General features: G+C 65.6%; 15 protein-coding genes. 7 read left to right on the forward strand and 8 right to left on the reverse strand.

The annotated features are described in order from the left end of the window. Nucleotides 1–85: 85 nt before the first annotated feature. Nucleotides 86–490, reverse strand: a complete 405-nt coding sequence (locus FJQ56_RS21665) for a hypothetical protein (RefSeq protein WP_140011738.1) — start codon at nucleotides 488–490, stop codon at nucleotides 86–88. A gap of 209 nt (nucleotides 491–699) precedes the next feature. Here FJQ56_RS21665 and FJQ56_RS21670 point away from each other — a divergent pair, with 209 nt between their 5' ends. From FJQ56_RS21670 to FJQ56_RS21690, 5 genes are all read left to right on the forward strand, one after another. Then, entirely contained in the window at nucleotides 700–1,371 is a 672-nt protein-coding gene (locus FJQ56_RS21670; protein ID WP_140011739.1) for a hypothetical protein, read from the forward strand. Nucleotides 1,372–1,498: 127 nt separating this feature from the next. Continuing rightward, nucleotides 1,499–2,710: an ATP-binding protein gene (locus FJQ56_RS21675; RefSeq protein WP_211351343.1), complete on the forward strand. Its 1,212-nt coding sequence runs from the start codon at nucleotides 1,499–1,501 to the stop codon at nucleotides 2,708–2,710. After that, nucleotides 2,707–3,783, forward strand: a complete 1,077-nt coding sequence (locus FJQ56_RS21680) for a tetratricopeptide repeat protein (RefSeq protein WP_140011741.1) — start codon at nucleotides 2,707–2,709, stop codon at nucleotides 3,781–3,783. The genes FJQ56_RS21675 and FJQ56_RS21680 overlap by 4 nt, the downstream gene beginning before the upstream one ends. 164 nt (nucleotides 3,784–3,947) lie before the next feature. Further along, on the forward strand, nucleotides 3,948–4,160 hold the full coding sequence (locus tag FJQ56_RS21685; RefSeq protein ID WP_140011742.1) for a hypothetical protein: 213 nt from the start codon (nucleotides 3,948–3,950) through the stop codon (nucleotides 4,158–4,160). 277 nt (nucleotides 4,161–4,437) lie between these two features. Next, the gene (locus FJQ56_RS21690; protein ID WP_140011743.1) at nucleotides 4,438–5,328 is read left to right on the forward strand and encodes a hypothetical protein; all 891 of its coding nucleotides are present in this window, start codon (nucleotides 4,438–4,440) and stop codon (nucleotides 5,326–5,328) included. Between the two features lie 79 nt (nucleotides 5,329–5,407). On the opposite strand, the gene FJQ56_RS21695 is transcribed toward FJQ56_RS21690, so the two are convergent. Beyond that, nucleotides 5,408–5,773: a DUF5997 family protein gene (locus FJQ56_RS21695; protein WP_140011744.1), complete on the reverse strand. Its 366-nt coding sequence runs from the start codon at nucleotides 5,771–5,773 to the stop codon at nucleotides 5,408–5,410. Nucleotides 5,774–6,033: 260 nt separating this feature from the next. Between FJQ56_RS21695 and FJQ56_RS21700 the strand changes: the two genes are divergently transcribed. Both FJQ56_RS21700 and FJQ56_RS21705 read left to right on the forward strand, forming a co-directional pair. After that, nucleotides 6,034–6,639, forward strand: coding sequence for an NERD domain-containing protein (locus FJQ56_RS21700; RefSeq protein WP_140011745.1), 606 nt, complete (start codon nucleotides 6,034–6,036; stop codon nucleotides 6,637–6,639). A 340-nt stretch (nucleotides 6,640–6,979) separates the two neighbouring features. Then, the gene (locus FJQ56_RS21705) at nucleotides 6,980–7,246 is read left to right on the forward strand and encodes a hypothetical protein (RefSeq protein WP_140011746.1); all 267 of its coding nucleotides are present in this window, start codon (nucleotides 6,980–6,982) and stop codon (nucleotides 7,244–7,246) included. Nucleotides 7,247–7,657: 411 nt separating this feature from the next. Here FJQ56_RS21705 and FJQ56_RS21710 read toward each other — a convergent pair whose 3' ends face one another. The 6 genes from FJQ56_RS21710 to FJQ56_RS21735 form a co-directional block, all read right to left on the reverse strand. Further along, nucleotides 7,658–8,956: an RNA-directed DNA polymerase gene (locus tag FJQ56_RS21710; protein WP_140011747.1), complete on the reverse strand. Its 1,299-nt coding sequence runs from the start codon at nucleotides 8,954–8,956 to the stop codon at nucleotides 7,658–7,660. A 58-nt stretch (nucleotides 8,957–9,014) separates the two neighbouring features. Next, nucleotides 9,015–9,611 (reverse strand): SLATT domain-containing protein, encoded by a 597-nt coding sequence (locus FJQ56_RS21715; RefSeq protein WP_170215498.1) that lies wholly within the window; start codon nucleotides 9,609–9,611, stop codon nucleotides 9,015–9,017. 568 nt (nucleotides 9,612–10,179) lie between these two features. After that, nucleotides 10,180–11,031 (reverse strand): IS3 family transposase, encoded by an 852-nt coding sequence (locus tag FJQ56_RS21720; protein ID WP_140011749.1) that lies wholly within the window; start codon nucleotides 11,029–11,031, stop codon nucleotides 10,180–10,182. Then, nucleotides 11,031–11,336 (reverse strand): transposase, encoded by a 306-nt coding sequence (locus FJQ56_RS21725; protein WP_140011750.1) that lies wholly within the window; start codon nucleotides 11,334–11,336, stop codon nucleotides 11,031–11,033. The genes FJQ56_RS21720 and FJQ56_RS21725 overlap by 1 nt, the downstream gene beginning before the upstream one ends. A gap of 112 nt (nucleotides 11,337–11,448) precedes the next feature. Next, complete coding sequence (locus FJQ56_RS21730; RefSeq protein ID WP_140011751.1) at nucleotides 11,449–14,997, reverse strand: ATP-binding protein; 3,549 nt, start codon at nucleotides 14,995–14,997, stop codon at nucleotides 11,449–11,451. A gap of 185 nt (nucleotides 14,998–15,182) precedes the next feature. Then, the gene (locus FJQ56_RS21735; RefSeq protein WP_140011752.1) at nucleotides 15,183–17,075 is read right to left on the reverse strand and encodes a DUF4209 domain-containing protein; all 1,893 of its coding nucleotides are present in this window, start codon (nucleotides 17,073–17,075) and stop codon (nucleotides 15,183–15,185) included. Nucleotides 17,076–17,086: the final 11 nt, after the last annotated feature.

Here is a 17,086-nt window from a genome sequence, read left to right on the forward strand (position 1 = left end):
GGCTGGAGGGTCATAAACGGTCGTATTTGCGCCTACCGCGACGTCAGCAGCTCGAGCGCCCGCAGCGCGGCGTGGTCGGGCGGTTCTAGTCGTTCATGTCGTTGGCGAACGCGCCGAGCCGCTGTGCTGGCAAGCGACGCCACCACCAACCGTCCCCGGCGTCGACGCGATGGAAGCGACTGAGTCGCTGGTCGGTGTCTTCCGTGGTCGCAGCAGTGAAGCGAGCGTCGAGGGATGCGAGTGCTCCACGGCGAGCCGCCTGCACACGTTCCGTGAGGTGCGGCCATGCAAGCGCAAGCCAGTCACGACAAGCGAGGTCGTTCGTGTACTCGTCAACGAGTTGGTCGTAGCCCGTCTCGACCTCGGCAACGAGCGATTCCCACGCTTCCATCATCTCGTTCACCGTGAAGACCTTTCGCCAGCCTTGCTCTTGAAGCAGTTGACCGGCGGCTGTCACCGACTTGTAGTCCTCCGGCGTCATCTCAGTCATGGCTTGCATCGTGCCCGACCCTCGGCAGGTCCGGGCGCATCGACGCGATCGCGGGTCGAGAAGGACGACCGAGTCAGACGTGCTGGGAGCCGCGAAAGTTGCCCGAAACTCGCACGATTTTTCGCTTCCAGAAGGGCACGGGTGGCCTCATGATTCCGCTCAACCGCGGGCCTCCGCGGCATCGCCCCACTCCCAACCTAGGAACCCGAATGTCCGGCACCCGTGCCCTCCGCCCCCGCACCCTCCTCACCACCGTCTCGACGACGAGCCCGCTCGGCACGCTGGCTCGACTGGCCGCGCCCCTGACCGCCCTCGTCCTGCTGGCTGCACCCGCGGCGCAAGCCGCCACGTGGACCCATACCGATGCATCCGGCGACACCCAGGTCACCGACCGGGGCCGCGGGGGCGACGTCCGCGGCCCCATGCGCGACTCCAAGGAACGGCACGGCGACCTCACGAAGGTCACGGCGCAGCACCGAGCCGACGTGCTGAGAGTGGCCGTCAGCGTCCGCGAGGACGCCGCCATCCCCATCCTGAAGATCACCGTGGTCACGTCCCGCGGCGGCAAGTTCACGGCCGTCTACGAGCCCTACGAGTCGAGCCGGGAGGACACTGCCATGTTGCTGACGCCCCACGGCCGCGAGGTCGAGTGCGACGACCTGACGATCCACCCGACCTCGGCGGGTTACCTCGCGACGATCCCGCGGCACTGCATCGCCAACGCCTACCGGGTGCGCATCGGGGTGCAGACCGACTTCTACTACGGCGGCAACCCGGTGATGCGGGAGGTCGAGGACGACGTCCTGCGCACCGGCCGGGTGGACCGCGACGCGCCGCGGCTCAGTCCGTGGATCGTCAGGGACGCGGTGGCAGGCGCCTAGGAGCCGGCCGACGTCTCGCTGACCACCAGCGCCCGTCACCGGATCCGGTGGCGGGCGCTGTTTGCCCATGACGGTCGCCACGATGACCGATACTCGTGGTGCCGAACGCAGACGAGATGAGGAACCCGTGACAGATGAGGCCCTTCCTGCGGTCGTGCACAGCCTGCGGTCGGCGCTCGAGCGCAGCCCCGACGACGTACCGCTGCGGCTCCACCTGGCCGCCCTGCTGCTGGAGCACGACCGCCCGGCCGAGACGGCACAGCAGTGCTCGGAGGTGCTCGCTCGCGACGTGACCAACGTCGAGGCGCTCGCGCTGCTGGGCCGTGCCACCGACGTACTGCGGGGGGCCGAAGCCGAGAAGACCTTCGACTGGTCGGTACGCGAGGAGGAGGTCGCCGACCTCGCCCCACCGCTGTTCGTCGGTGGCGCGGGCGAGCCCGACGCGGACCCGGCAGGCGACCCCGACGTCATCGAGTCCGATGTCCGCCTCGATGACGTGGGCGGGATGGCCGAGGTCAAGCGTCGCCTCGATCTCGCGTTCCTCACGCCGATGAACAACCCCGAGCTGCGCAGGCTCTACGGCCGCAGCCTCCACGGCGGGCTGATGCTCTACGGGCCGCCGGGCTGCGGCAAGACCTTCCTGGCTCGTGCGGTCGCGGGCGAGCTGGGGGCGAAGTTCTACTCCGTGTCTCTCGCCGACGTCCTCGACATGTGGATCGGCGCGAGCGAGCGCAACCTGCGTGAGATCTTCGAGACCGCCCGGGCCAACGCACCGTGCGTGCTCTTCCTCGACGAGATCGACGCCATCGGGCAGAAGCGATCGCACCTGCGGTCCAACCCGGCGATGCGCGGCACCGTCAACCAGCTGCTGTCCGAGATGGACTCCGTGCGCAGCAACAACGACGGCGTGTTCGTCCTGGCGGCGACCAACCACCCGTGGGACGTCGACGCCGCGTTGCTGCGACCCGGTCGGCTCGACCGGATGCTCCTGGTCTCACCGCCCGACGCCGAGGCACGCGCTGCGGTCCTCGCCTACCACCTGAGGGATCGGCCCCTCGACTCGATCGACATCGCGAAGCTGGTGTCGGCGACCCAGGACTTCTCGGGGGCCGACCTCGCGCACCTCTGCGACAGCGCCGCCGAGCTCGCCATGGACGACTCGGTGCGCAGCGGGGTGGTCCGGATGATCACGATGAAGGACTTCAAGCTCGCTCTCAAGGACGTGCGTCCCTCGACGAGAGGGTGGCTCGAGGACGCGCGCAACGTGGTCCTCTTCGCCAACGACGGCGGCCAGTACGACGACTTGCTCGCCTACCTCAAGCAGCGGCGACTGGCATGACGGACGGCGTACCCGCGCTCGCGAAGGCGCGGCACCTGATCGAGCTGCGCCGCTACGACGAGGCGCTGGCCGCCCTCGGCCCGGCGACGGCCGACGCGTCGACCCGACCGGAGGCGAGCTGCCTGCGAGCCCAGGCGCTGTTGGGGAAGGGTGCGAGTGGGGCTGCGGTGAAGGCAGCCCGGGAGGCGATCGCGCTCGACCCACTCCACGAGTGGCCCCACCGCCTGATGGCCGTCGCCCACGCGCAAGCAGGTAGGCACAAGCGGGCTCTCTCGGCGGCGGAGGAGGCGGTGCGCCTCGCGCCGCACCACGTCGAGACCCTCCACGTCCTCGCCCTGTGCCAGGTCGACCGCGGCAAGAAGAAGGACGCCCGCGCGATCGTGACGACCATGCTCCGACAGTGGCCCGACAGCGCGCTCGCGCACGAGACCGCCGGGATCGTGGCGACCAGGAGCAAGGACTGGGCCGTCGCGGAGCGCCACTTCCGCGAGGCGCTCAGGATCTCTCCGCAGGACGCCGACATCACCAGGGCTCTGGCGGAGGTGCTGCGGCAATCCGGTCGCCGTCAGGAGGCGGGCCAGGCGTTGCTAGCCGCGGCGCGGGCAGACCCGACCAACCACGAGATCCGTCGCTCGCTGGGCCGCTTGGGGCTGCCGGTGGTGGCGGTGGGCGGCGTCATGATCTTCAAGGTCCTGCTGTCCGTGCAGGTGGTCCGTGTCCTGCCCTACCTGCAGCCGGTCGTCGCGGCAATTGCCCTGTGGACCTTCATCGCCGCGGTCGGTGGGTATCTCACGCAACGTCGCTACCTCGGCACCCGCAACCTCCCCGCTCACGTCCACGAGGGCCTGACCGGGGAGCACCGCAACTACGGTCTCACGTGGCTCGCCTGGGGTGGTGTCCTCAGCCTGCCGCTCGCCGCCTGGGCCGCCGTCGAAACACCGGCAGCAGGCGGCTCGATGATCCTTGCCGTCGTGCTCGGCTTCCTGGGTCTGGCTGCGCTCGCCACCGCGTGGGCCGCCTGGAGTGGCCCGTCCCGCTGGCGTGGCCGTGTCGCCGGACGACGCCAGATGTGATCTCGCCACCCGGGCTATCAGCACCAGGTCGGGGCGCGTGTCCGGGCTGGTCGGGTGCCCTAGAGGCGGGCAAATGTCGCTGGGAACACGCATCCCCATGTATCGGGCTCGGGCGATTCCGCGAGCTGAGCCCGCGGACGTTCTCGAGTGGCATCATCCGTCTCATGCCCAAGCTGCCACAGCCCCTCCTCGAAGTCGCATGGCGCCATCGTGGCGAGACAGGCAAGATCCATTACCGGGTGCGACGGCCCGACGGCTCGCCGCGTCACCTGATTACACGTGAAGGCGATGCGCTGTACGAGGTGCTCGAGCAGCACCTCACCGCGATCGGCTACACAGGACCCAAGACATCAGACGAGGCATCGTCCGAGCACTGATCTCAAGTCGCCGACTGATGGCGGAGACACGCGGGTGTGAGGAGGTCGCCGTTCCCCAGGCGGGCTCCAACGCGCTGCGGCACGTCGCGCGGGCCTATCGGGCGGGGCGGCCGGGCTGGATCTGGGCTCCTACCGTGGGCGAGCTGTTCCGTCCTGCCTGGTTGTTGACCTGCGGTGGGGGTTCGTCGAGAGTCTTCTGCGTGGCCCGCCCAACCCGGAACCGACGTCCGCGACAGATCGTCACAGGAGCGTGAAGACACTCGAGGTTGCTGGAGTGATGGTGGCGCTGGTCGTGATGGGCGGCTGCGGCACCGAGACCAGCTCGTCGTCGTCCTCGGAGCCCGTGCCGCCGGCGCAGGTCACCTCGCCGACGACGGCTGCAGCTGTTGACCTGCTGACGACGACGTACCCAGTGACCGTGCTGGACGACGGAGACGGTGCCGAGCTGTGCCTCAGCGGCGTCGATGAGTCCTTACCCCCACAGTGCGGCGGGCCTCGGCTTCCCGGGTGGAGCTGGAGCGAGCACACCGGTGACTTCGAGAACGTGTCGGGCACGCGATGGGGCGAGTTCGTCGTCACGGGCACGTTCGACGGCACTGACATGACGCCGACAGAGGTCGTCGCAGCGACCGACTGGGACGACCCGGGCACGTCCACGTCGACGAGCCGCGACTTCGCCAGCCCGTGCCCGGAACCGGAGGGGGGTTGGAGACCGATCGACCCAGCCACCACCACGGAGCGGACGCAGCAGCAGGCGGTCCGCGTGGCCGAGGCGTTGCCGACCTACGGCGAGCTGTGGATCGATCAGTCCATCAACCCCGCAAGCGACAACCCCAGCATGGGCCCGGAGGATGAGGAGCTGATGAACGATCCGCTGCTGCTCGTGCTCAACGTGCGCGTCACGGACGACGTGGCCCAAGCGGAGGCTGCGATCCGCGAGGTATGGGGCGGCGCGCTCTGCGTCAGCGAGGCCCGCTTCACCGACCGTGAGCTCGGGCGGATCCAGGACGCGGTGAACGACCTACCCGGGATGACCTACTCCAGCGTGGGAGACGACCGTGTCGAGGTGGGAGTGATCTACGACGAGGGTTCGCTCCAGGCGTCGGTCGACCGCCAGTTCGGCAAGGGCGCCGTCGTCGTGGACAGTGCGCTGCGTCCAGTCAGGTAATCGTGGCCGGGTGTCCCACCGCGGCATGTCGGTCGAGGCGGAGCGAAAGTCGCCAACCCGCGCCGCAGATGACGACGGCTCAGTCCAGCTCGGCGTCGACCCAGCCGACGAACCGGCTGCCGACGCCCGGGATCTCCTGACGATGCTCGCCCTGGTGCGGGGGCGGTAGGTCGGAAGGCTGATGGGAGTCGCAGCTGACGTACGTGAAGGTCGGCCACCACTTCTTCGGCCTGGCCTTCTCGGCAAACCCGCACACATCGCACACCAGATCGACCCACACCGGCTTCTTGCCGGTCCGGTTGGCACGGGACTGGACCAGCCACGGCGGCGGGTTGTCCTCGAGCTCGCTCAGCTGGGCTTCGGTCAGCGTCGCGGGCACGCCGTGCCGGGCGGCCATCTCCAACGGAATGTCCAAGCGTTGTGCAGCGTCGCGTCGAGTGAGCATCGCGCTCAACGATAGTCAGCGCCGCTTGCAGGACATCCCTCGGAGTTGTTCCACGGAGAGGGTCCAGTTTGCTGCACGGCGACCGCCGAGGGCTGGACCTGCCTTTGCCAGCGAACGTGGTTGCGTTCTGCTGAGCAGCTCGGACCGAAGTTCTTCGCGGCGGCAGTCCAGCGTGACGTACCGGACCATGCTTGAGCGCATCGCCGACCGCGGCTGCAGCTCTCACGGTTCCGAGCCACTCTCCGTGCGACCCTCACGGCATGGCCGACACTTTCGAGTCCAAGGTGCGCCTTGCGACGCGGCGCGCCGCCACCAGGCCGCTTGACGTGGACCTGGTCCGCTCACACCTGGTGAAGGAGCCACGGGCCGCCGAGATCGCCTTCGCTCGAGCACTCGACGTCGGCATCGCGGGCCTGGAGGCCCATGAGCGCCACGGCGGCATGAACGCGGTGACCGGACACATCGCTGAGTCCGTGGCCGCCACACTGCTGGTCGAGGCGGGATGGCACGTGCTCGAGCAGTTCACGCAGACCGCATCCGGCGGGCACGGGATCGATCTGGCTGTCCTCGCACCCGACATGTCCTCGGTGTTCGTCGTCGAGGTCAAGGGCTCGCTCAGCAGACGCGGTTGGCCACGATTGTCCCGCGGGGAGCTGGATCAGTTCACGCTGGAGTGGCTCAACAAGCCCGACAACCCTGGGATGGCGTCGCTCGGGATGACCGGCGACGACGTGAGCGGGTTGGTGATGCTCATCAACTTCGCCAGGCGAGAGTGGAAGGCCGTCGCCACGCCGGACTTCGATGAGGTTGTCGGCCTGAGCGAGGACACCTGCCTCGACGATCCGTCCGGGTGGTCCTCACGCTGATACGTAGGCCGCGCAGCCGAACCCCGAACGGGACCGGGCGTATCGCGTGTCCTGGAGGGGGTGGAAGACGCGCCTCCGATAGCGCACGGGACGCGGCAAGACCGGTCGCTAGGACACTAGGGCCACCGAGACCGAGGAGCAGCGAACTTTGAATCCGACGGCTCACTCCACAGCACGACGTCAGCCTGGTAGTTGCCAGCCCACGACCCAGGCCTCAGTGAATTCCGCATATGACCGTGGCAGTGGCGCTTAGCCAGGTCGAACGACACCACGTCGTTAGGTCGAGGCCAGATCGACGAGCGTGCCGCCCAGAAATGGTCGGTCGAAGCCATGCCTCCGAGTGTTTCAGAGCCATCAGCAGACCTGCGGCAAGAGCCCGCGCGCCGGCATATGCGGACGCGTCGATCTGCCCAGACACGGTGATCAAGTCAAAGTTGCCGCACAACTACATTTTGACTTCCACTTTGCGGCGGACGGAACACCTTTGTTCGCCGCTTCTGCTGAGTTCGAACAACCATCCGGCGAAATCACTCGCCGGCTGCTTGCGCTCAAGCATGACCGTTCTTCCGGCGCGATTGCCCTGGTCACGACGCATTTAGGCGAGTGAAAACGTACCGGCAGATCAGCTACAACGCTTGTAACGCTGACGCATGGCAAATATCAAGGGCCTTCGTCATTGCGACATGGCGCAGGGAGCGCGGGCTGGTTGTTGCTTCGCATAGGCGACGTGCGCCGAAATGAGCAAAATCTGGGTTTCTCGGCGTGAAGTCAGTACGCGCGCCAGTGACCTCTAGGGTCCCGACCCCGATCAAGCCGACCCGCTCACCCCGCGCTACTGGCCCGAGCGCTCGCCGCCGGCATGCGGATCGTAGCCCGCCGCTTCGCACCGGCAATGCCGCCTACCGAACGCATGGCCCTGGAACGACCACTTCGACACCGGCTGGCTCGCAGTACCCACCATCCACTGCGTCGACTAAGACCCTCAGGTCCATCAACCCAATCAGGTGGAATATTGAGGCTAGGACACGTCTCCAATGTCGCGTTCGAGGTCGCGAACGGCCCTGCTCACCATCCGGTAGAACGCGTCTTCAACCTGCTGGTCCGACATGCCAACGAGGTTGGTGCCGGTGTTCTTAAGTTCCTCCGCCATCTGGGCCAGTTCGTACCGGTCGAAGTTTGGGATGTAGCGAGTACTTCGAGACCGGGGGTGTCTAATAATCCAGTAGGCGCGCATAAAGGTCTTGGGTCGCGGGTGCTCGGGAACACCGTAGCGCATGGCGAGCCGATTTACGGTCACGTCGAGCCTTTTTAGCAGCGAGTAATCGTCGAGTTGGCGGTAGTACTGGATCCAACCGGTGGCAGTTCCTTGAAAAATGCAGCCGGTGATTGCGAGATTGCGGTTCCACAAAAACCGTTGAAAGGCGATTTCGGGTTGCACGTTCCGAGCGAGGTCCTGCCGCCATGTGGCGTGAATGCTGGCCAAATGCGACTCGAGGCGCACAACGCTTGCGTGTCGGACGCTGACAATTGTGGAGCTGAACACGTAGCCGAGGTAGCCGAACCCGTCGGCGACGTTGCCAACCTCGGATTTACCGGACGACTCTTTAGGGTGCGCGTCAAGGTGTACGGCTTTGAGGGCTTTTCGACAAACCTCGTCGACCACCTGGGCGTCCACGTGGTCGCACAGGATGAGGATGTCGTCGACGAACCGGTGGTAAGAGATGCCCGGGATTGCGCCCATCGTCTTGTCGACGGGGCGCATATAGATCTCCGCCAAAGGGTTGGAGATAGACAACCCTTGGGGCACACCCGAGGTAAGGAGGGCGCGAGGGCGTGGGGAGCGATCCGGTGCGGTAGGTGTCGCGACGGCGCGACGAACGACCCGCAAGACCTCCTTCTTCTTGATTTTGGTGCCGAGTTCGGCAAGCAGGATGTCGTGGTTAACTGTGGGATAGAAGTTTTTCACGTCTATGCGGACGTACGCATTCAACTTTCCGGTAGCGACCTCGGCCGCGACTTGGGCGACGGCGGTCTGAGGGAGCTTGCCTGCAGACTCGGGAAAGGTGGCGGTGAGCAGCTCGGCGTAGGCACGCAGTGTAATGCGATCGCGAACGCTGGGAATCGAGAGCTCGCGCGGTGCCTTACCTGCGCCCTTGAGTAGGAGACGCTGGCGGTAGGTCGTGAACCGGTAGGTGCCGCTCCGGCAGCGGGAAGAGACCTCGCGAGTGACGTCGTGGAGGTTGTCCGCGACATTGCTGATGGACGTACCGTCGCGACCGCGAACCGAGCCTTTGGCGACATACTCGTGGAAAATCATGCTCAGGTGGCGCAGGGAAGTGATACGCCGGAATGTCCGCGACGGCGTGCTGCTCGCGCTACCGGGCACCGCTGATGACCCAGTCGCCGAACTGCCAGAGCAACCAGCCGGGCAAAACCAGTGTCAAGTAGGGCAAGAAGGTCAGCGCCCAACTGGTGACCCTCGCCGCAGATTTCTGGTTCTGGCTGGCGTGATAGTCAGCCGTGGAATGATTCTCCGAGTGGGTGAGCATGTCGACATACTCAGCGTCGAGTTGATTGTACTTCTCGAAGGTCGGATTGCCGCTCGTGCTGCGGGCAGCCTCTACACGCAAGGAGAGGGCTTGGATCTGCTTGTAGTTGGCTTCCATGCGCACAGCGCGGGACGGGTAGTCCCGCGAAGAGACGACCAACGAGACCGCGAGCGCAAGTATTGAACAGGCTGCTAAGAATGCTTCGCCTGAAGTGCCGTACATGGTGTCGTCAACCAGCAATCCGACCGCCGCCACGGTGGTGGCGGTGGCGAGCGAAATCAGGGCCGCGTTCCAGGCATGGCCACGAGCCTGAATGCGCTCGCACGCCTTCAGGCGGGACTTGTAACTCGTGAACGAGCGGTCCTTCTCCAGCGCCGCGAACAACTCGTCCAGGCTCCTGGGAGCAGCGGGAGGCTGGGCCACTAGTCTCCTCCTGACCCGGAGCTGGAATTCATCAAGTCGACACCCCCGCAATCATCCGCGTGAGCCTGCGCCGAGGATCCGGCGAAGGCGAGCAAGCTCGCCTGTTTATCAGTCCTGCTCGCAATGTGTTCCCTGCGAGCCAGTGACCCAGCCCCGCACCAAACCCTACAGCGACGTCGAGTCATGCGCACTCATGTGGCCTAATTGCCTACCGCAGAGAGGTAGCTGTCAACACCGACCTCAGTCAAGTCGAGTTCACGACGGGCATGGATCGAAGGGAACAAGGGCGGCAGCAATCCTGTCGGCTCGCGCCGTCGGATCTGTCCTGGGCGCTGGAGCTTCGCCTGACATCTGCGTTGCTGGGTGTACCGGCGGCAGCGGTTCGCCCCTGGACCGGGGCCACGGCCCGACTGACTTCGCTGAGGAGCCGAACGGTCATCGTCAACCAGGTCCCGGCGGGAGTGCCGAGTGAACCACCCGATCCAGATTGCCTCGTTGGCGAACCGGACAGGTGTTGACGGCAGAACTGGTCTGCCCCAGGTTCCACGTAGTCGAGATTGCTTGGATCTCATGCCACGGTGATGATGCGGTTTCGTTCGAACTCTATGGGCGAGAGCCATCCGAGTTGACTGTGACGGCGTTTGCGGTTGTGCCAGATCTCGAGGTACTCGAAGATCGCGTTGGCCAGCTCGAGTCGGGTGTTCCACTTCTTTCGGTCGAGGAGTTCGACCTGCATGCGCGACCAGAACGACTCGATCATCGAGTTGTCGTAGCAGTCGCCGATGCTGCCCATCGAGGCGAGCAGACCGGAGTCCTTGGCGCGCTTGGTGAAGGCCCATGATCCGAACTGGACGCCCTGGTCGGAGTGAATGATCGTGCCCGGCTCGCGATGTTTGTCGAGCCGGCTGTCGATGGCCATGCCGAGCGCGTTGGTCACCAACGCGCCGGTCGGAGGTGAGTCGATCGACCAGCCCACGACCCGGCGCGAGTAGGTGTCGAGGATGACGCAGCAGTAGACCTTGCCCTCTCGGGTCGGGTGCTCGGTGATGTCGGTCACCCACAGCTGGTTCTCGCCGGCGCGGTTGAAGTTCCGCTCGACTCGATCAGTCGCGATGTCATCGGGCTTGATCCGCTTCCAACGCCGTCTGCCGGTGACGCCCTGCAGGCCAGCGCGGCGCATCAGCAGCTCGACCTGGCTATGGCCGACCAGGACTCCGCGCCCCAAGGTGAGTTCGGCGTGGATACGCCGGCTGCCGTAGATGCCGTGAGCCTCCGTGTGAATCTGGGTGATCAAGTCCCTCAGCATCGCGTGCCGGATCGACCGCTCGGATGGGGTCCGCTTGCGATGCTCGTAGTACCCGGACTCCGAGACCCCGAGAACACGGCAGGCGACCTGAACGGGGAGGTTCTCCGCGGCCATCACTTCGACGGCCGCGTACCGCCTTGTGGGCTGGTCTCTCCCTTAAGGAGCTCGACGGAGCGTCGGCTGACAGCCAACTCGATCTCGAGCTCACGGATCCGCTTCTTCGCCGCCGCGAGCTCGCTAGCCTCTGCGGTGCTCAGACCCGTCGCGAGGCCACGGTCGATGCGGTCTTGGCGTCGCCAGTTGTAGATCGTCTGATCGCTGATGTCGAGGTCGTGCGCAACGCTCGCGACGCTTCGCCCGGCTGCAAGTAGATCGAGGACCTTGCTCCTGAACTCGGCTGAGTAGCCCTGTCGTCCCATCTGTTCCTCCTGGTGTCAGGCACCAGAATCCACAAACCCAGACGCCGTGGAACCCAGGACACACCAGAGCCTCCAAGAAACCCAGGGCGGTTCATGGCTCGAATTCGCCGATCTAGAAGGTCCCTCGGATGGCCTGCTGTCGTTCTTCCTCAAGCGCCTTGGCGCGTTGCCGTTCTAACTGCTTGTTCGCTTCGGCCGAGACAGGCTTCATGGCCGGTATCCGGGTCGCAGCGTCGTTGAACCACTTGATCATCCGAGCGAGGTCGTCGGATTCGTTGCCCTCCCAGGACCGGGAGGATGTCAGGGCAGATACGACGTCTTCGACCTGTGCGCCAAAGGCGAGCGTCACCGGTAACAAATTATGGGCGTAGTGATTCAGGTTTCCCGTGAGGGCGGCCAGGATCGTGTCGATGTTGAGCAGGCCTTCGTCGAGCATCTCAGCAGCGAGGTCTGGGTCGTGGCCGATCATGTTGAGGAGTAGTACGTCGCCGGTCAGGGAGTAGGCGGCGTGGTGGTTGGTTGCAAGGCGCTTCCTGGCGTCGCGGTGGAGACGAGACAGCACTTCGGCGCTCTGCTCGAGGTCATGAGGCCTTCGGTCGTGGGCGAGTGCCTGGTGGAACCAGGCTTCGCACAGGTCGGGGTCGTCCGTCGCGAGCGCCTTGAGGGCCGATGAGATGCGGTAGCTCGAGATGCCGGCGGTGCGTGCGCTCAACGACGCGGAGTTGAGGAAGGCGGTTCTCCACGCGTCGCGAGCGTGGTCGGGGATGTTGATCGAGTGCGTTGTTCCGACGTCGAACTGGAGCGCGGTGAGTCCGGCGATCTCGGGCATCGAATGGGTCAGCATCGCGAGTACCGTCTCGGTGGCCTGACGTGGGAGCGCGAACTCGATGGTGGCGGCGTCGGCGCTGACAAGCGAGTCAAGCACGGTCTTCGCTAGGGCGTCGCACGGCCCGGATCGTAGGACTGCCGCGATGATCTGGCGCCGCGCTGACGGACTGGCCTTCAGGTGACGCCCGATGAGTTCGTCGCAACTGGAGTCTCCGGCGGTTCGACATCGAGCCACCAGCGGCCCGATAAGGTCGGGGGCATCTCTTTCGAGCGCAACGCGCAACCACTCTGCGGGAGCATTGACCGCCTCGGCCAATTGGTATGCGAGCGCACCTACCTCACCGCGTCCGGCAACGGCGGCTGCCTCGGCGAGCTCGGTTATCCGCGCGATCGCGTCCGACGGGCTCATCACAGATAGCCGTTCGGCGAGATCGCGCACCTCCTCGTCGCGGCGTTCCATCCAAAGGCCGACGTCGCCCTCGGAGAAGTCGCGCCGGCCGACCAGTTGCGCGAGGTCGTGATCCATAGGCGGGTACTGAACCCCGTCGGGGATATCGATCCCCCAACGATGACAGTGGTCGAGCTGCTGGGTGACGCGGTACGCCAGGCCCGCATGATGATCGACATGGATGCGCAGCGGGGCGAGGATTCGCCACGTGCCCTGGGTGCCGGCGTTGCGTTGATCGTCGTTGAGTTCGTAGTTGCCCTGCGCGACCCCGGCAGCGACGTGAAGCCACTCATCCCATAGGTCCAGCAGATGCCCGACGGCTTCTACGGGCAGGGCGAGGTGCGCAAGCTGCGCCGACGCCTGGTGCCATAAGTTATCGAGGATCCATTCGAGTGCCAGGTGCCCCTCGGTTCCCGTCGACCAGGTGAACGTGGTGAGGGACGAGGGGTCCTTCCATGACCCCGAGATGCGCGGCCAGCAACAAGCCTTGATCGCTTCGCTCCACACTGCGACCCTGGCTCCCACAAGAAGGCCGTCGGTGAGCCAGGTTGTGGCCTCGTCGAGCAGGAGTCGTCTCACCTCGAAGTTTCGCTCGGCATCGGGACCGAGGTGCTGAGCAACCTCGGCAAGTACCCGCATCGGATGGTCCGGTGTCTGTGCTCGTTCGCGGTCGTCGGGCACAGCGAGATCAAGAAGTTTGCGGACCGCGGCGCCGGTGAACCAGCGGCGCGCGGAGAACAACAACTGAGCGCGGGCTGCGTCCGCGATCGGGTCGTATGCGCGGCCCCACGGGGTAGTCCTCGGCGAGCGCGGCATGTCGAGGATCAGGGCGGCGCGGCACGCGGCGAACTCAGACGCCTCGCGGTCGACCTCGCTGTAGGTTCGTACAAGCCCGAGCGTCTCTAACGTCCAGGTAGTCGGCTCACCGAGGGACGCCGCCCACTCCCGTGAATGCATCACGGCCGCGACGTCTCCGGTGGACGCAGCAGCCTCGAGCATCGACGAGGTGAGGTCATGCTCTTTCTCAGGGAACGTCTCGGTGAGGCTCCGCCACGAGCGAGTCCGCGCACTCGAGAGAAACCAGCGCGCAACAAGTGCCGCGCCCAGGCTCGGTTGCAGCGACCAGCGCTCGCCCTCATGCACGAGCAGGCCGTCAGTCGCCACCTGCCGCAGCGCTGCCGACATCACCGCCACCGGTAGACCGACGACCGTCGCAATGTCTGGCAGGTCGTCGGTTCCCACGAATCGAAGGGCGGCGATGTGGGCCACCGCGTCCATCAACTGATGGGACTCGGCGCGGTCTCGGAAGTACCGATCGACTTGCTGCAGCAGCACGTCCCCCGTCAAGACCGCCTCGCCGTCAGCGGCAATCAACGTCTGGGCGATCGACACCGCCCATCCAGGCCGGCCTTCGGCGTGGTGAAGCACGAAGTGGCGGGCATTCACCCCGGATACACCGACACCCCGAGTCAGCTCATCCATGGCATCGCGCGGCAACTCCCGCACCTCGACAAGTGCGGGGGACTGAAGAATCTGACGCACCGCTGCCGCCTGCGCCGGCCATGTGACAGCGAGAACGGCAAACGTCATGCCCTCCACCACGCGGACCCGGCACAGCTGCTCCAGCGCATCCAGGTGCAGGTGGGCGTCATCAACGACAACGATCACCGGATCAACAACGAACAAGTCCGCGACGAGGGAGTCAATCGCCATCGGATTCAAGAAATGAACCTCGCCCAGCTCATCTAGCAGACGCGACTTCCCGATACCCGCGATGCCGGTCAGCAGCACGTCCCCACCCCCAGCCAAAGCACCCGTAAGCGATTCGAGCTGTAACGCCCGACCGAACAGCGGTAGGGACACGTGATCGCCTCGAACAAACCGACGCTCCTCGAGTGCCCCGACCCGACCACGGATCCCTAGGAAGTACTCAGTCCACGTCGGCGCCTTGAGTAGCAGCGCGGCGAGCTTGTCGCGCCCATAGATCGCCGGTAGCTCCAGACCATTGTTCATGCACGTCACCTCGAGGGCACGGCGTTTGGTCGCGGAAACCGGCAAAGTGCAGGCGATGACTAATTGCCGCGTAGCAAGGGACTCCTCCTTCAACCGTGCGATCGATCTCGTGAGGTTCGCAATCGGATCGCCGACGGTAGCCAGCAGCCGGACCGAGACCGTGCCCACCGGCACTGGCTCATCTCCAGCGTGCACGGCGAAGCCGGCGTTGACCTCGTACACGTCGGCGTCTCGACCGAAGTCCGTCCCACCCTCGATCGGGGACAATCCCGGATATAGCTCACCAAGAAGCGCGCAAGCCGTCTCCTCGAACCGCTTCGGATCGAGGTCGCCCGCGCTAAGGGCTCTAAGAATCCGCTCGAGGTACGCCATCGCTGCTCTCTTCAACTAGTCAGGACACGGAGTGTTGCACCAACCTCCGACACCATGGCATCGGCTGATTCAGGCGGTTGGAATCGCTGCTCTTCTGCTCGTACGGGAACGGGCACTCCGACATCGCTGGTGAGCGCCGTGCTGTCTGGCGCGCACGTTCGATTCAGAGCCACAGCCCGTCTGGTTCACGCTCCGCGTGACGATCCCCCGTCAGGCTCCTCGCCTATGTCCTCGAGCTCGTACGGCGCGAGCACCATGTGGAGGCACAACCACCAGATGTAGACGCTGGCGGCTCCCCACAAGACTGCATCGGTCACGAGTCCGTGGGCGATCTCGTTGCGCAAGTTGGGCCCGACCTGTTCGAGGAGCACCGACTGCAGCTCGAAGGCGAGGTCTTCGCCCAAGAACACCTTCGACTCAGGCATGTCGAGAAGCGAGCCGAGCGCCTTCTCGGTCTCCACTCCGTTGTCGCCGATGTAAAGCGTGTGTAGACCTTGAGCCTTGAGCCGCAGTCGCACCATCTGCTCGATCTGCGGAACCAGGAGCGACAGCGCCGAGGGCATGTCGCCGTTGAGTCCGTGCCAGATGCCTCGTGCCCACAGGCCGGCATGGCGAATGGGAACCGTCGGGGATTCCCGGCACACCGTTTCCACGAACGCCAAATCGAATCGGTGCTCGGTGCTGATGACCTCGAGCGCCGGCGCAATGAGGGCTTGGACGACCAGTCCAATCCGATGATGGTTGCGGCTCACTAGCTCGTCGATGATCTCCTGTTCAGATGGCTCAGATGCGGCGTCACCCGTCCCAACGCTGACCTTGCGTCCGTCCCCGCTCATCGTGGACCTGGTCAACAGCCGGATGACGCTGCCCGCAAGGTGTTCTCGTGCAGACTCCGTCTGCTCATCGAGGTCGAACAGTGGCGCAATCCTGGAGAAGGCGAGCAGGGCCGCGGGACGCTCCCAGCCCGACACTCGGTCCTGCGCCTTCTTCACGAACTCGTAGATCTCGATCGGTTCCTGCTCGATCGGGGCCATCTCCTCGAGCGAGATTTCGCGCAGCTCCCGCAGCCGTTGCTGTCGCTGATTGATGACCTCCTCAAGCCCATGCGCGGTGCGGTACTTGCGCGGCAGCAGCCGCAGCGCCTCGAGTGACTTCTCCAGCGGCCCGCTTGCACCTAGCGCGGGGCGGTCGCTCGTCATCCGCATCTCCGCTTCCGTCGCGTACGAGTCGGCAACCAGGGCCTGGCACCGGCAGGCGCCCTCATCACGCTGGCCGCGGTTCCACCATGCTGACGCTTCCCGTAGGAGCGCACGCTCTGCCCGGCTTCCTGGTGTTGTGTGTGTCGCAAGCTCCTCCAACCGCTCCCCGAGGGCAAGCGCCTCTTCGGTGGTGGTCTTGCCGGCACCCCGAAGGACCTCGGACACCTGTGCCTGGAGGTAGCTGGTGCCCCGGTCGCCGGCGAGGAAGGCCACCAACGTCGACGTCAGCCTCTCCAGCACAGCCGCGCCTGGCTTGCCTTGCCGTCGTGCCAACTCCACGACCCGGCGGTAGCTGTCGCGTCCAGAGCGCACCCATGCATCCCAGGTCAGCGGCACGGCAAGGTACGCATCGGTGGCCATGAGCGCCACCGCTGGATCGCGAGGGAACCGGTAGGTCCACACGACGTCAGCGATCCTGGCGCGCAGCACCACCGGCTCGATAGCAGGGAGTGCCTGTGCGAGGAGCGTCAGTTCGACTGCGTCGAGGTCACTGGGGACAACCGTGCGCGATCCGCCCGACTCCCTGGCCGGTGAGAACGGCTCGTCCCAAGAGTCCGGGTTGAGCATCGCCGAGGTGGCACGCGCCATCGCCGTCAGAGTGCGGGCTCGTGCCGAGGAGCTGCCCTCGCTCTCGTGGGCGCGTTGCGCCAGGTCTGCGAGCCGAGAGTGCAGCAACTCCGCGGCCCCGAAGTCGGCGACATCCTCGCTCTGGCTCAGTGCGTCCCACCAGGAAGCATTGGGCGTCTCATCTGGCGCCTCGTCGGAGTGGGAGGAAGTGATGGGGTCTGACGGGTTCGTCGAGTCGTCGTCGTTGGCCATGGGTCGACCCT

It is taken from the genome of Nocardioides plantarum, assembly GCF_006346395.1.
Lineage (GTDB): Bacteria > Actinomycetota > Actinomycetes > Propionibacteriales > Nocardioidaceae > Nocardioides > Nocardioides plantarum.

Excerpts from the sequence above, each read along its gene's own strand:
- FJQ56_RS21680 (WP_140011741.1), top strand. The coding sequence starts at position 2,707 with ATGACGGACGGCGTACCCGCGCTCGCGAAGGCGCGGCACCTGATCGAG.
- FJQ56_RS21690 (WP_140011743.1), top strand. The coding sequence starts at position 4,438 with ATGGTGGCGCTGGTCGTGATGGGCGGCTGCGGCACCGAGACCAGCTCG.
- FJQ56_RS21695 (WP_140011744.1), bottom strand. The coding sequence starts at position 5,773 with ATGCTCACTCGACGCGACGCTGCACAACGCTTGGACATTCCGTTGGAG.
- FJQ56_RS21685 (WP_140011742.1), top strand. The coding sequence starts at position 3,948 with ATGCCCAAGCTGCCACAGCCCCTCCTCGAAGTCGCATGGCGCCATCGT.
- FJQ56_RS21700 (WP_140011745.1), top strand. The coding sequence starts at position 6,034 with ATGGCCGACACTTTCGAGTCCAAGGTGCGCCTTGCGACGCGGCGCGCC.
- FJQ56_RS21710 (WP_140011747.1), bottom strand. The coding sequence starts at position 8,956 with ATGATTTTCCACGAGTATGTCGCCAAAGGCTCGGTTCGCGGTCGCGAC.
- FJQ56_RS21735 (WP_140011752.1), bottom strand. The coding sequence starts at position 17,075 with ATGGCCAACGACGACGACTCGACGAACCCGTCAGACCCCATCACTTCC.
- FJQ56_RS21720 (WP_140011749.1), bottom strand. The coding sequence starts at position 11,031 with ATGGCCGCGGAGAACCTCCCCGTTCAGGTCGCCTGCCGTGTTCTCGGG.
- FJQ56_RS21670 (WP_140011739.1), top strand. The coding sequence starts at position 700 with ATGTCCGGCACCCGTGCCCTCCGCCCCCGCACCCTCCTCACCACCGTC.
- FJQ56_RS21730 (WP_140011751.1), bottom strand. The coding sequence starts at position 14,997 with ATGGCGTACCTCGAGCGGATTCTTAGAGCCCTTAGCGCGGGCGACCTC.
- FJQ56_RS21665 (WP_140011738.1), bottom strand. The coding sequence starts at position 490 with ATGACTGAGATGACGCCGGAGGACTACAAGTCGGTGACAGCCGCCGGT.
- FJQ56_RS21725 (WP_140011750.1), bottom strand. The coding sequence starts at position 11,336 with ATGGGACGACAGGGCTACTCAGCCGAGTTCAGGAGCAAGGTCCTCGAT.